We start from the raw sequence: 13,428 nt of genomic DNA on the forward strand, positions 1-13,428 counted from the left end.
GTGCATGGTCACTAAATCAGACACGGAACCGGTCCAGATTGAGATCTTCCCTCGAAGGTTTCTCAACCCGGATACCGCCCAGCGCCTCCTCGACGAGATATACAGGTCGGGGGGCGTCCTCCGGATCATGATCCAGGGGCCGAACCTTCCAAGGGCGGTCCCCTACGGTCCGGGCAAGGGCCTCCCAATAGAAGAGCATAAGAATATGCTCCTTGAGCTGGGAGACCAGGCCCTGGAGCTGAGGGTGAAGGTGGGACGGATCGGGTTGGAGCTGGAGAGCGAAGAGGATATTGAGGGCGTCAGAGCGGCGTGTGAGCGAACGTTGCCCTTCTCCTTCGATATCAAGAAGAGGCAGCTCTTCCACACCAGACCTACCGTCTCGGACTACGCCAAGTACGGGAGCGAGGTGGAGGATAAGAGGATCCTCGGACTGGTCGATCCGAAGGCCAAGAAGGAGAGAGATTTGGCCATGCTGTCTGATAGCAGAGGTGACTCGTAACATTTTCACAAGGAGGTTTAGGATATGGCATACAAACCCCAATATTATCCCGGCACTACGTCTGTTGGAATTAACAGGCGCAAGCACATGTCCGGCGATCTGGAGAAGCTCAGAGACATCTCCGACGCGGACGTCGTAACCATAATGGGCCACAGGGCGCCCGGCTCAGACTACCCCAGCACCCACCCGCCCCTGGCCGAGATGGGAGAGCCCGACTGCCCCATAAGGCAGCTCGTCACGCCCACCCCCGGAGCCGCCGCTGGAGACAGGATCAGGTACTCCCAGTTCGCCGACTCCATGTACAACGCCCCTGCCATCCCCTACTGGAGGAGCTACTGGGGAGCGATCAACTGCAGAGGCGCAGACCCAGGAACCCTATCCGGCAGACAGATCATCGAGGCGAGAGAGAGGGACATTGAGCAGTATACCAAGGTTCAGATGGACACCGAGATGACCGACGTTGCCCTCTCTTCCATGAGGGGCTGCACGGTTCACGGCCACTCCCTGAGGCTCGCTGAGGACGGCACCATGTTCGACATGCTGGCCAGAACCGAGATGGGCCCTGACGGAAACGTATCTTACGTCAAGGACCAGGTAGGTATCCCCCTGGACAGGAAGGTAAACGTCGGAAAGCCGATGAGCGATGCAGAGGTCGCCAAGAAGACCACCATATTCAGGCACGACAACGTGGCCTTCGGTGGTGCCCAGGGCGCACGTAAGTTCGATGAGGGTCTGATCGCCCTGCACCACATGTGGGAGCGGAGAAGCAAGTGGGGATTCAGGCCAGAGTAAATGGTGGTGATTAAAGATGGGAAAGATTCACACTAAAAAGCTGTTCGTAAAGGCTCTCAATAAGAAGTTCGGCAAGGACTTCGACCTTTCAGGCACAACGACCACCTATGAGAGGAAGGGGCCGACCCAGAACGCCCGTAAAGTCGAGTTCATGGAGGCTGCAAAGAAGCTGGAAGGGAAGAGAGGCATTTCCGGATATAACCCGTACGTCCACGCCGGCGGCGTGCCGCTGGGCCAGAGGCAGCTCGTTCCCTACAAGCTCTCCACGACAGAGTATGTGGTTGAGGGCGACGACCTTCACTTTGTAAACAACCCTGCCATGCAGCAGATGTGGGACGACATTCGAAGGACGATCGTCGTCGGTCTGGATATGGCCCACGAGGTGCTGGAGAAGCGTCTGGGCAAGGAGGTCACCCCCGAGACGATCAACAACTACCTGGAGATCCTCAACCACGCCATGCCCGGCGCGGCCGTCGTCCAGGAGCACATGGTGGAGACCCACCCCGCCCTCGTCGATGACTGTAACGTCAGGATCTTCACTGGAGACGACGATCTCGCGGACGAGATCGATGACCAGTACGTCATCAACATAAACCAGCTCTTCCCCGAGGATCAGGCCGAGCAGATCAAGGCGGCCATGGGCAAGACGACCTGGCAGGCGATCCACATCCCGACGATCGTATCCAGGACCTGTGACGGCGGCACCACATCCAGGTGGAGCGCGATGCAGCTGTCCATGACCTTCATCGACGCCTACAACATGTGCGCCGGTGAGGCCGCTGTCGCCGACCTTGCCTTCGCCGCGAAGCACGCTGCCGTCATCCAGATGGCCGACATGCTCCCCGCCAGGAGGGCTAGAGGCCCCAACGAGCCCGGCGGACTCTCCTTCGGCTTCATGGCCGACATGGTCCAGACCTCCAGGACGAAGGCCTACGACCCGGCTCAGGTCTCTTTGAACGTCGTCGCCGCAGGAACGATGCTCTACGACCAGATCTGGCTCGGAAGCTACATGTCCGGCGGTGTCGGGTTCACCCAGTACGCCACGGCAGCCTACACCAACGACATCCTCGACGACTTCTCATACTACGGCGTCGATTATGCAGTGGACAAGTACGGCGATATGTGCGCAGCCCCCGTAGACCTCGCTACCGCCAAGGACGTCGCCACCGAGACGACCCTCTACGGCATAGAGCAGTATGAGGCATTCCCGACGGTCCTGGAGGACCACTTCGGCGGCTCCCAGAGGGCTTCCGTCCTGGCCGCAGCATCCGGCATATCTTCCGCCATCGCCACCGGCAACAGCCAGATCGGCCTTGCGGGCTGGTACTGCAGCATGCTGGTCCACAAGGAGGCCTGGGGAAGACTCGGCTTCTTCGGATACGACCTGCAGGACCAGTGCGGTCCCACCAACGTCTTCAGCTACCAGGGCGACGAGGGTAGCCCCGTCGAGCTGAGAGGCGCGAACTATCCGAACTACGCCATGAACGTCGGCCACCAGGGCGAGTATGCAGGCATCTCCTCCGCGGCCCACGCCGCCAGACAGGACGCCTACACCGTCAACCCCCTGATCAAGGTCTGCTTCGCAAACCCCGCGCTCGTCTTCACCTGGGACGACATCCGCAAGGGATTCGGAATGGGTGGAGCAAGAGAGTTCCGCGCAGCCGGCGAGAGATCTCTGGTCATGCCAGCACTGTAGGCGGAAGAAGCCTACAACCCCTTTTTTCTTTTTTGCGAGCTTCCGTATTCGCAGTTTTCGTCCAAATCCATACCGGTTAGGTCTGAAGATACCTCTAAAGAGCGCCGGAAGGGAAGGTAAACGGATTTGAAGGTCCGGGATTCTTCTGCTCAAACAAGGCAAAAAAAGTCTCGAGCTAAAGAAAATACCCTTCTTCACAGGGGTAGTTTACATACAGCCTTTGCATAGTGATAATTATGACCCCCCCTAGAGGCAGAAGAAAAGGTAGGCGCTGGATCTCTGAAATTCCCGCCGTGAGGTGCTTTCTGCCGGACGGCAGCCCTCGAACCGAGGCGGCCTCTCTGAACCTGGAGGAGCTGGAGGCGGTGCGGCTGGTGGATCTTCTGGAGCTGGAGCAGGAGGAGGCGGCCTTTTACATGGGGATCTCGAGAAGGGCCTTCTGGAACGATCTCACCAGTGCCAGAAATAAGATCGCCACGGCTCTAGTCTATGGTATGGGGATCCGCATCGAAGGTGGAAGCTACGTCCTGAGGGATCAGAAGTCCGGGGACGGAATGGGGGATGCAGCTGTGACCTCAAAGGATGCGGAGATCTCCCTTCTTGAAAGGGAGCTGGAGCTCTTGAGCGCCAGGTTGGAGCTGCTCAATGCCAGGATTAAATCTCTTAAAGGAGGAGATGAAGAAGTGGGGGAAGAAGGCCCACTTTGACCCCTTCTCTCATAGAATGGTCGGATGTTCTTCTTGAGCGACGTCCTCTTCTTCATCGCCTTCAGTATCCATCGGTCCCGGACTCGATCCCTAAGGGCCGGGGGGGACCTGGCAGAAGGTGCATCCTCCGAGGCAGCCCCGGTGGGTCTCGATGTAGACGTTGGCGCCTCGGACGTTCTGGCTCCGTAGGTCTTGGGGGATCAGGGGCATGGCGTGGTCGAGGTCGGCGATGGGGACCGGCTCGGTCTTGACCACCACCTCCCCCCGACGGAAGGCAACGCCGGGGATCTCGGCGCAGGCCCCTCTTTCGACGAGGTCAGGGGCGACCTCTTCTCCTTCCCCCATCACGACGCCGTCGACATCGAGCTCTCCCAGGACGATCTCGGGGACGAGGCCGACGGGACCCCCGACGTATATCCTCGAAGAGCCCTTTGCAAACTCTCGGATCTCGGGGTCGAGGAGCTGGGAGGTGGAGAAGAGGCTTAAGAGGGTCACCTCTCCCTTGGATCGGAGGTCCCGGGTGATGGAGACTGAGTGGCCCCGGTCCCTGAGGACTCCGCCCAGGACGAGAGAGCCGTAGGTGTAGATCTTCGGTGATACTATCGTCGTCTTCATATTCATACCCCAAGGCCGTTGATCTCCTCGATCAGTTCGGTGAAGGCCTCCACCTCCACCTCGATCACCTCTTCGGGGGTCATGCTGATGGACATCTCGCCGTCGACGGTGAGCCTGTCGGGGCCGCGCCGGACGAGCCGTGCGACCCCGTCCCTCGATAGGACCTTTCTCATCTCCGGGTCGAAGGCCATCGTCCTTCCGGGGAGGATCACAGTCTCTTTTACGTCGGCGAGGTCGAGGGTGAGGAGGTCTCGGATGGTTATGAGGCATCCGATATCCTTATCGACGGCGACGACGTTCACAAGATCTCCGAGCTCTGCGAAGATCGCCGATAAGAGGGGGGCTGCGACGGAGCTGGTGATGACCGTCGCCCCCTTCCGGACGGCGGGAAGTCGCCGGATCTCTTCTTTATGGTACGCCAGGGCGAAGGGGGATTTGGTCACCGGGTCCCAGAGGGGGGTCCCCGCCACCCTGAAGGAGTGCTTCTCGTTCGTCTCCGTCACGATATCTCGAAACTCCTGGACGGAGTGGGGGACGACGCCGGGGATGATCGGCTCGTTTCCCAGGATGAGCCCCTGCTCCCGGGTGTTGGCGAACCTCATGAGGATCAGGTTCTTGACCCCCATCTCCTCCAGGTCCCTGCAGGTCCGGTCCAGCTCAGGGCCGTCGTTGACCCCCGGTATCAGGACGGAGGCGGCGTAGACGTCGCAGCCTTCGGCGAACTTCCGGAGGTTGGCGAGGGCGGCCTCGGGGTGACGGTCGTTCATGTACCTCCTCCGAAGCTCCGGGTCGGTGGAGAAGACGGTGAAGGAGACCTCCTTCACCCCAGCCTCCATGAGGGGTTCGGCCTCGTCCCCCCTGACAAACCCCTTCCCGCTGGTGTAGCCGAGGTGGATCGGCACCCCTCCCTGCCCCACCATCCGGGCGAGATCCAGGAGGCGGGGGTAGCAGCTGAGGTCGCCGCCGCCGCTGATCGTCACCTTCTCGGGCCTTCTGCCGAAGGTGGCCCCCGCCACCTCCATCACCACCGTCTCCATCGGCTTGAAGCCGGGGTACGCCTCGGCGATCGCCCGGGAGCAGTAGTCGCAACCCTTTTTGAAGGGGAGGCACCTCTTGCATCCGAAGGGCGAAAGCTCGTTGGTCTTCACGCCTTTGAAGTAGCAGTAGCTGCAAAAGCCCTTGCAGTCTATCCCGGGCCTTCCGCCGACGTCCGCCAGAATCTCCATCCTGAAACTCTCCGGATGAGGGATCGTTCTGGGGGGGTAAAGCCTTTGCGGGATGGCCGGGGGGGAACGGGGATGGTGCGTAAGAGACTGACCTATCCAGGATCCGCATCTGAGCCGAAAGATCGGAGCGCTCATCTTCGACGATCGAAACCCTTTGATAAAAGAGATGCTGGGGTCAGAGCCTCCGGGGGTCAGCTCACCTTCGCCCTCAGATCTTCGATGGCAGCCTTGATCTCGGCAATCTCCCGGCGGAGCTCCTCGTACTTCTCGTCCGGAGTGGAGCCTTTGATAGCAGATATGATCTCATCCTTCCCGCGGCGGGCCTCGATGCGGGATGCTGCGACCTCTTCCCTTATGAACCCGATCTCGGAGGTGTCCTGATTGATCTTCTTGAGCAGGGATATCGAAGTCTCCTGCTTATCGAGCATCTGATCCTGCTTATCGAGCATCTGATCCTGCTTATCGAGCATCTGATCCTGCTTATCGAGCATCTGATCCTGCTTATCGAGCATCATCTTTCCTACGGCCAGGTTCTCTTCGCCGAGCTGTGCGCTTCTGTGGAGCAGTACCACCGCCACGTCGAACCTCTCTCCCAGCTCCTCCTGCCAGTCCCCCCTCAGGATCTTGAAGTAGGGAAACTCGCCGGTGGCAGAAGTCCAGGTGACGTCCAGGTCCCGGACCTGGATAGGCCCCTCATCTATTCTAAGTGCCTTCACAAACTCCTTCAGGGGATCCTCTTGCCCCTCGGCTACTATCCTGACGTCGTAGGGCTCCTGGTTTTCGACGGTCCCGGAGAGGCCCAGGTCCCGGCCCATCTTCTGGACCACGTCCCGGAAGCCGACCCGCTGGACTTCTCCGCGAGCGATGATCTCGACTCGTTGCATATCCGTTCTCCTATCAGGCTCTCCTGAGATGTTAGGGTTTCGGTCGGCGACCTGGGACTTATCTCCATGCCTTCATCACCATCTTTGCCTCTACCACCACACTCTGCAGCCGTCGGCGCCCACCCCGCCTCCTTGGGACCGGAGCCCTGAGGTGGGGTGGAGGACATGAAGCGGAGAGTCCGAAGGATCATTTTATAACTGTACATATTATTTCATCCTAGATGCCCTGCGCCGGGTTGATCTTCCTCCTTTCCCTTCTCCTGATAGTGCGACCAAGGGGAAAATCGAAAGCCAGAAAACTATTAGTACCTTGAAGAAGACCAAAATTGATCGTGGCTCATAAGAAGCCCTTTCATGTGATGATCATACCCACCCTAGGCTGTCCATCCAGCTGCAGCTACTGCTGGTCCTCCGACGAGAGGTCCCCTATAATGACGATGGAGACCGTCAAAGAGATGGTCGAGTGGCTGCAGACGTTCCGGGATGATCCCATCACTTTCACATTCCACGGCGGCGAGCCCCTCCTCGCGGGCCCCGACTTTTATCGGGAGGCACTCTCCCTGATAACCGAGGGGCTCCGCCCCCGGAAGATCGCCTTCGCCCTCCAGACGAACCTCTGGAAGATGACCCCGGAGATGGCCCAGGTCCTCGCTGAGTACAGGGTCCCCATCGGCTCGAGCCTCGACGGCCCGAAGGATCTGAACGACCTTCAGAGGTCTGCGGGCTACTTCGATAAGACGATGGCGGGATATGAGATCGCCAGGGCCCATGGCCTCTCCGTCCAGTTCATCTGCACCTTCACATCATACTCGATAGACTTCAAGGAGGATATATTCAACTTCTTTTTGGAGAACGGCCTCACCCTCAAGCTCCACCCGGCCCTCCCCTCCATCAAAAGCGACGACCCCGACCAGTGGGCTCTCGCCCCCGTGAAGTACGGCGACCTCCTCGTCTATCTTCTGGACAGATACCTGGAGAATATGGACGATATCGAGGTCAGAAATATCAATGACCTCTGCCGTTGCGTCTTCACCGGTCGGGGGACGGTCTGCACCTACGTCGACTGCATGGAGGATACCTTTGCCGTCGGCCCCAACGGGACGATCTATCCCTGTTACCGTTTCGTGGGGATGGAGGAGTGGGCGATGGGCAACGTCCGGGACCGGCCGACGGTGGCGGATCTGGCCGGATCAGAGGCCGGAAAGAGGATGCGGGCCTTCAAGGATATGGTGGACCGGGAGTGCAAGAGCTGCAGGCATATCAGATACTGTCGGGGGGGATGCCCCTACAACGCCATAGCGCCTTCCGGGGGGGAGCTGTTGGGTGTCGACCCCCACTGCATAGCATATAAGAGGATCTTCGACGAGATCGCCGACAGGTTCAATAAAGAGATCTTCGGGTCCATGGGGATGGGCTCGGCCTGCCTCTCATCGGGGCCGTCCGAGGGTGCAAAGCCGGGGATGATGGCCCTCATCCAGAAGATAATATCGAGCTAGACGTCAGATCGTCGAGTTTATTATCACTCCCTTTATTAATTCTTTTCTTCTTCGAATTCAGAGGATCGTCAGGATCGCCATCATCTCCAGGAAGTATATCGCGAGGAGCATCGACCCCTCGAACCTCGTGATCCTGTTTCCCAGGACCATGAACCCCAGGAGGAGGCTGACCAGCACCACCACGGGGACGGTGGCGGAAACGAAGGGCTCGCTCGCTGCCACGTCTCCCACCATGGAGGATGCGCCCAGGATGATCAGGGCGTTGAAGGTGTTGGCACCGATGATGTCCCCCATTGCGATCTCCCCCCTGCCGTTCTTGGCGGCGACGACGGCGGTGGATACCTCGGGCAGGGAAGTTCCCACCGCGAGGAGGATCACCGCCACCACCGCCTCTGAGATCCCCAGGGTGATGGAGATCTCCCCTATCGCCTCCACCATGTATTTGGCGCCGACGGCGAGGGTCGCCATCCCTGCCAGGAAGAGGGCGACGCTTCCCGGCCGGAGCCTCTCGGTCCCCTTCTCCCCGCTCTTTTTGCGCTCCAATATCTCGTGGCGGATGAAGGATAGGTAGATGGCGATCAGAAATATCCCCTCAATCCAGGTGACGATGAAGTCGAGGAAGACTATGTATAGGGCGAGGATGGTGGCGAGGAAGAAGGATAGGTCCAATTCCAGGATCTTCCTATCGATGTATATCCCGTAGAAGATCGCCGCCGAGCCGAGGGCGAGGCCGATGTTAGCCAGGATCGATCCCAGGACGTTTCCTGCGACGATCTCGGGCTTCCCGCCGTCGACTAGCATCGCCGTCATGGAGGTCGAGAACTCCGGAAGGGCTGTGCCGAAGGCGACGACCGTCGCCCCTATGACGAACTCGGACACCCCCAGGACCTTGGCGAAATGGACGGCGCTATCAGTGATCGCCTTCGCCCCGAAGTAGAGGGCGACGAGGCTCCCGACGAAGATCAGAAACTCCTGCAACGGATCTGCCCCGTTAGCTACCAGGCGTCTCTCGTTAATTAATCAATCCGTCTTCCGCCCGGCTAGCGGTGGCGGTATATATTGGGAGATGGCGCCGAAGGGCCGGATGAGGCGGTCTAAGACCATCCGAGATCGGCCTAAATTCGGGGAGGACGGTATATGGGGGGTTGAATAGGTATTTTAATGAGAAGATACAAAGGATTTTCCGGTTAGAGATCGACCAGGGGGTCCTCGGGGGGTAAGCGCCCCGAGATTTTCGGTCCGGAGGCGTTATAGGCGCTTTCCGGTCTCGATCGGAGTGGCAAAGGTGGTCGGGGTTGCATATCAAGGAGATAGAGCTCGTAAACTTCAAGTCCTTCGGCAGGAAGGTAGTGATACCCCTCGAGAACGATTTCGTCGCAGTCACCGGCCCCAACGGCAGCGGCAAGTCGAACGTCGTCGACGCCCTCCTCTTCGCCCTATCCCTCTCCTCCAGCAGGGCGATGAGGGCCGAGAGGCTCCCCGACCTGATTTATCACGGCGACAACGGCAAAAACCCCGACTTCGCCCAGGTGACTGTCAAGTTCGACAACTCCAGCCGGACCATTCCGCTGGACGGGGACGTCCTCGAGATAGCGAGGAAGGTCAGGCTGACCAAAAACAAGTACCAGAGCATCTACTATTTTAACGGCAACCCCTGCACCCAGACGGAGATCCATGACCACCTATCCCGAGCCGGGATCACCCCGGAAGGGTACAACGTGGTGATGCAGGGGGACGTCACCAGGATCATCGAGATGACCCCCCTCGAACGGAGGAGGATCGTCGACGAGATAGCCGGCGTCGCCGAGTTCGACGAGAAGAAGAAGAAGGCCCTGGAGGAGCTGGAGGTGGTGAGGGAGAGGATCGACCGGGGTGACGTCATCCTGGTGGAGGTGGAGTCCCAGCTATCGAGGCTCGCCGAGGAGAGGGATAGGGCCCTCGCCTACCAGGCCCATCGAGAGGAGAAACGGCGGATGGAGGCCTTCCTCCTCCTGGCGAAGCTGAAGGAGGCCGAATCCGACCTCGCAGATCTGGAGAGGGAGGGGCTCGAGCTTCAGGATAAGGAACGTCTCCTATCCGAGAGCCTCGACCAGGAGAGGGCCGCCCACTCGGTCCTCGAGGGGGAGCTTCAAGAGCTGAACGCCGAGATCACATACAAAGGCGAGGACGAGCAGATCGAGGTCAAGCGGCGGATGGTGGAGGCGAAGGGGAGGATCGAGGCCGACGAGAGCAGGATCGAGATGGCCGAGGCCGAGATCGCCGAGATCGAGGCTGAACAGAGGTCCGACTACCTGGAGGCGGACAGGATCGGCCGAGAGGCGGAGGTCCTCGCCGAGGAGATCCGGGACGGTTCCATCAGGAAGGCGAGCATCCTCGCCGAGGTAGCCGAGAGGGAGGAGTCCCTCCAGGGCTACAGGGACGAGATCGCCAGGGCCGACGCGCGGTACTCAGGTCTGAGAGACGAGCTCGCCTCCGTCAAGAGGGATGTGGAGGAGACGAAGTCGAGGGCGTCAGACCTGATGAGGGAGAGGGACCGCCACCTGGACGCCGCCAGGAGGAGGTCGATCGAGCGGGAGGAGGCGGCGATGGAGATCGCCGAGGCGAAGGAGACGGCTTCCGCCCTCCAGAGGGAGAAGGAGAGGATAGGGGGGGAGCAGGAGGGGATCGAGGAGAGGATATCGGATATCGAAGAGGAGAGGGACGACCTCGACTCCGCGCGGATATCGATAAGGAGGGAGATGGCCGCCGTCGACGAGAAGCTCCAGAGGCTCCAGATGGAGAGAGCGAGGGCCGAGGCGAGCCTCCGGTCCGCCGGGGAGGGGTCTGGCTACAGCAGGGCTGTGGAGGCGATCAGGTCCGCCATAAGCCGCGGCCAGCTATCGGGGCTCTACGGTACCATCGCCGAGCTCGGGGACGTCTCTTCCGTCCACTCCACCGCACTGGAGGTGGCGGCAGGCGCGAGGCTCCAGAGCATCGTCGCCGAGACCGACGGAGACGCGGCCCAGGCGATCGAGGGGCTCAAGAGGTCGAAGGCCGGGAGGGCTACATTCCTCCCCCTCAACAAGATGCCTATGGGCAACCCACCGCCTCCGCCCCAAGAGGATGGGGTCGTCGACTACGCCATAAACCTCGTCGAGTTCGAACCCCGTTTCCACCCCGCCTTCTGGAGCGTCTTCAGGGAGACCCTGGTGGTGAAAGACCTGAATACGGCGAGAAGGCTGATGGGCCGCTATCGTATGGTGACCCTGGAGGGGGACCTGGTGGAGAAGGGCGGCGCCATGACGGGAGGCCACTTCAAGTCGAGGCTGAAGTTCGCCGCCGACGAGCGGCAGAGGCTGGAGGATGCGAATAGGATGGTCGTCGCAGCCCAGGCCGAGAGGGAGGCTCTCATCGAGAGGCTCGACCGGGTCGAGGGGGAGGTCTCAGCCGTCCGGAGGAATGCCGAAGAGCTGGGCAGGGATCTCTCGCGGATCGAGGTCCGGACCGAGGAGATCGAGTCCCAGATGATCAGGCTCGAAAGGCTCGTCCAGGATAGGGAGACGAGGCTCGCAGAGATGACCGCCGACGCCGCCGGCGTGAGGGAGAAGCTCGACTCCCTGGAAGGGAAGATCCGGGAGGTGGAGGCGGAGTCGAGGGGTCACCAGGAGCGGGCCGAAGAGCTCGAGAGGGCTCTATCCGGCTCGGAGATCCCGGAGATATCGGCCCTCGCCGACGGCCTCGAGGCCGAGATCAGGGGACTTGAGCGGAAGTCCTCCGAGATCGAGGCAGAGATCACCGGCCACCGGCTGAGGCGGGAGAGCTGCGTTGCCCGGAAGGCAGAGCTCGCCAAAAGGAAAGAGTCCCGGGAAGAGAAGAAGAGGGCTGCGGCGGAGAAGAAGAGGGCTGCGGCCGAGAGGGTCGTCGAGGCGAAGGCCGCCCTCGTCGAGCTGGCCCGAAAGGAGAGGGAGATCGAGGAAGAGCTCTCCGGCCTCAAGGGCGAACGAAGCCGGCTCCTCGACAGGGTCGCAGCCCAGGGGAGGGCGGTGGACTCCATCGAACGGGAGGTGGACCGGGTCCGGGCCCGGATGGCGGCGGCCGAAGGCGCAGCCCGTGAGATCAGATCTTCTGCCGAAGGTCTCAGGGCCGAGATTGAGGGGTTCGGGATCGACGTCTCTGAGGACCCCCCCAAGAGCCAGACGATAATCCGGAAGATCAACGCCCTGGAGAGGTCCATGGAGGAGCTGGAGCCGGTGAATATGCTGGCCATCGAGGAGTACGACCGGGTCTTCGATCGGATGGAGACCCTCAGGGAGAGGAGAGAGACGCTCCAGAGGGAGAGGGAAGATCTCCTGGCGAAGCTCGACCGGTACGAGGAGATGAAGCGTGAGACGTTCATGGCGGCCTTCAATGGGATCAACGAGAACTTCAGAGATACGTTCCACGCCCTCTCCGACGGTGAGGGGGAGCTCATTCTCGAGAACGAGGACGACCCCCTCAGCGGCGGGATGACGATCAGGGCCCGGCCCGCCCGGAAGGCATTCCACAGGCTGGAGGCGATGTCCGGGGGGGAGAAGAGCCTCACAGCCCTCTCCTTCATATTCGCCATCCAGAGGTTTAGGCCCGCCCCCTTCTACGCCCTGGACGAGATCGACATGTTCCTGGACGGGGCGAACGTCGAGAGGGTGGCGAAGCTGATCAAGGGCATAGCCCAGACCGCCCAGTTCATAGTCGTCTCTTTGCGAAAGCCCATGATCCAGGAGGCGAAGTACATAGTAGGGGTGACGATGCAGGAGAACAATATATCTACCGTGACGGGGGTCTGCCTCAATTGAGCGACGTCGAAGTCCTGGAGGTTTCGCAGACCTTCGGCCTGGAGCCGGACCCCGTCCAGGTCCTTTTGGACCTGGCGAGGCGGGGGGAGATCGACCCCTGGGACGTGGACCTCTCATCGGTGACTGAGAAATTCTTGGAGCAGATCGAGGCCCTGGGGGATAGAGACCTTCCGGCCCTGGGAAGAACCCTCCTATACGCCAGCATACTCCTCCGGATGAAGTCCGATTCCATCGAGGGAGATGAGGATGAGGCCGAAGACGACCTCTTCGACGACCTCGACGACGGACCGATATACAGGCGGCGGCGGGTCGAAGGGCTTCCCGCCCCTCCCATCAGGAGGAGGACTAAGAGGCCCGTCACCCTGGAGGAGCTGATATACGAGCTTAAGAGGGCGGAGGTCGTCGCCGAGAGGAAGGTGGTGAGGGTGAGGGAGAAGCCCGAGCCGACGGTGGAGGAGGCGATGGAGCGGGCCCACGAGGAGGGGATCGAGGACCGGATCAGGGCCCTCCGGGGTGTGGTCTTCGAGAGGCTGGAGGCCGCGGACCGGATCTCCTTCTCGGATATAGCCGGCGACGTCCTCAGTTACGTCTCTCTCCTCTTCATGGCGGGGAGGAGGGAGATCTGGCTCGAGCAGGAGACCCTCTTCGGGGAGCTCTACATAAGGAGGCACCCCGGGGGCGCGGGGGAGCCTTTGGGGTGAG

Annotated in this window: 11 protein-coding genes; 7 read left to right on the forward strand and 4 right to left on the reverse strand. The window is 60.7% G+C overall.

Going from position 1 to position 13,428, the window contains the following annotated elements; genetic code table 11:
• Window positions 1–4: 4 nt before the first annotated feature.
• The 4 genes from mcrD (at window position 5) to P0O24_RS01515 (ending at window position 3,694) form a co-directional block, all read left to right on the forward strand.
• On the forward strand, window positions 5–499 hold the full coding sequence (mcrD, locus tag P0O24_RS01500) for a methyl-coenzyme M reductase operon protein D (protein ID WP_316967970.1): 495 nt from the start codon (window positions 5–7) through the stop codon (window positions 497–499).
• 24 nt (window positions 500–523) lie between these two features.
• A complete protein-coding gene (mcrG, locus tag P0O24_RS01505) occupies window positions 524–1,291 on the forward strand; it encodes a coenzyme-B sulfoethylthiotransferase subunit gamma (RefSeq protein WP_316967971.1) in 768 nt (255 codons plus the stop codon).
• 16 nt (window positions 1,292–1,307) lie between these two features.
• Window positions 1,308–2,987, forward strand: coding sequence for a coenzyme-B sulfoethylthiotransferase subunit alpha (gene mcrA, locus P0O24_RS01510; protein WP_316967972.1), 1,680 nt, complete (start codon window positions 1,308–1,310; stop codon window positions 2,985–2,987).
• Window positions 2,988–3,223: 236 nt separating this feature from the next.
• Window positions 3,224–3,694, forward strand: coding sequence for a DUF134 domain-containing protein (locus tag P0O24_RS01515; RefSeq protein WP_316967973.1), 471 nt, complete (start codon window positions 3,224–3,226; stop codon window positions 3,692–3,694).
• Between the two features lie 90 nt (window positions 3,695–3,784).
• Here P0O24_RS01515 and P0O24_RS01520 read toward each other — a convergent pair whose 3' ends face one another.
• The 3 genes from P0O24_RS01520 to P0O24_RS01530 all read right to left on the reverse strand — a co-directional run bounded on the left by P0O24_RS01520 (window position 3,785) and on the right by P0O24_RS01530 (window position 6,419).
• A complete protein-coding gene (locus P0O24_RS01520; RefSeq protein WP_316967974.1) occupies window positions 3,785–4,309 on the reverse strand; it encodes a hypothetical protein in 525 nt (174 codons plus the stop codon).
• A 2-nt stretch (window positions 4,310–4,311) separates the two neighbouring features.
• Window positions 4,312–5,535 carry a methyl coenzyme M reductase-arginine methyltransferase Mmp10 gene (gene mmp10 / locus P0O24_RS01525; RefSeq protein WP_316967975.1) on the reverse strand — a complete coding sequence of 408 codons (1,224 nt, stop codon included), beginning with the start codon at window positions 5,533–5,535 and terminating at the stop codon, window positions 4,312–4,314.
• 191 nt (window positions 5,536–5,726) lie between these two features.
• On the reverse strand, window positions 5,727–6,419 hold the full coding sequence (locus P0O24_RS01530; RefSeq protein ID WP_316967976.1) for an acylphosphatase: 693 nt from the start codon (window positions 6,417–6,419) through the stop codon (window positions 5,727–5,729).
• Between the two features lie 359 nt (window positions 6,420–6,778).
• Here P0O24_RS01530 and P0O24_RS01535 point away from each other — a divergent pair, with 359 nt between their 5' ends.
• Complete coding sequence (locus P0O24_RS01535; RefSeq protein ID WP_394356654.1) at window positions 6,779–7,915, forward strand: TIGR04083 family peptide-modifying radical SAM enzyme; 1,137 nt, start codon at window positions 6,779–6,781, stop codon at window positions 7,913–7,915.
• Between the two features lie 57 nt (window positions 7,916–7,972).
• On the opposite strand, the gene P0O24_RS01540 is transcribed toward P0O24_RS01535, so the two are convergent.
• Entirely contained in the window at window positions 7,973–8,893 is a 921-nt protein-coding gene (locus P0O24_RS01540; protein WP_316967978.1) for a calcium/sodium antiporter, read from the reverse strand.
• A 317-nt stretch (window positions 8,894–9,210) separates the two neighbouring features.
• Here P0O24_RS01540 and smc point away from each other — a divergent pair, with 317 nt between their 5' ends.
• Together smc and P0O24_RS01550 are read left to right on the forward strand one after the other, a co-directional pair.
• Entirely contained in the window at window positions 9,211–12,726 is a 3,516-nt protein-coding gene (gene smc, locus P0O24_RS01545; protein WP_316967979.1) for a chromosome segregation protein SMC, read from the forward strand.
• A complete protein-coding gene (locus P0O24_RS01550) occupies window positions 12,723–13,427 on the forward strand; it encodes a ScpA family protein (RefSeq protein WP_316967980.1) in 705 nt (234 codons plus the stop codon). Before smc ends, P0O24_RS01550 begins: the two co-directional genes overlap by 4 nt.
• Window position 13,428 lies beyond the last annotated feature (1 nt).

It is taken from the genome of Candidatus Methanocrinis alkalitolerans (genome assembly GCF_029167205.1).
In the GTDB taxonomy this organism is placed as follows: Archaea; Halobacteriota; Methanosarcinia; order Methanotrichales; family Methanotrichaceae; genus Methanocrinis; species Methanocrinis alkalitolerans.

Coding starts and splice junctions, on each gene's coding strand:
- mcrD (WP_316967970.1), top strand. CDS start 5: ATGGTCACTAAATCAGACACGGAACCGGTCCAGATTGAGATCTTCCCT.
- mcrG (WP_316967971.1), top strand. CDS start 524: ATGGCATACAAACCCCAATATTATCCCGGCACTACGTCTGTTGGAATT.
- mcrA (WP_316967972.1), top strand. CDS start 1,308: ATGGGAAAGATTCACACTAAAAAGCTGTTCGTAAAGGCTCTCAATAAG.
- P0O24_RS01515 (WP_316967973.1), top strand. CDS start 3,224: ATGACCCCCCCTAGAGGCAGAAGAAAAGGTAGGCGCTGGATCTCTGAA.
- P0O24_RS01520 (WP_316967974.1), bottom strand. CDS start 4,309: ATGAAGACGACGATAGTATCACCGAAGATCTACACCTACGGCTCTCTC.
- mmp10 (WP_316967975.1), bottom strand. CDS start 5,535: ATGGAGATTCTGGCGGACGTCGGCGGAAGGCCCGGGATAGACTGCAAG.
- P0O24_RS01530 (WP_316967976.1), bottom strand. CDS start 6,419: ATGCAACGAGTCGAGATCATCGCTCGCGGAGAAGTCCAGCGGGTCGGC.
- P0O24_RS01535 (WP_394356654.1), top strand. CDS start 6,779: ATGATCATACCCACCCTAGGCTGTCCATCCAGCTGCAGCTACTGCTGG.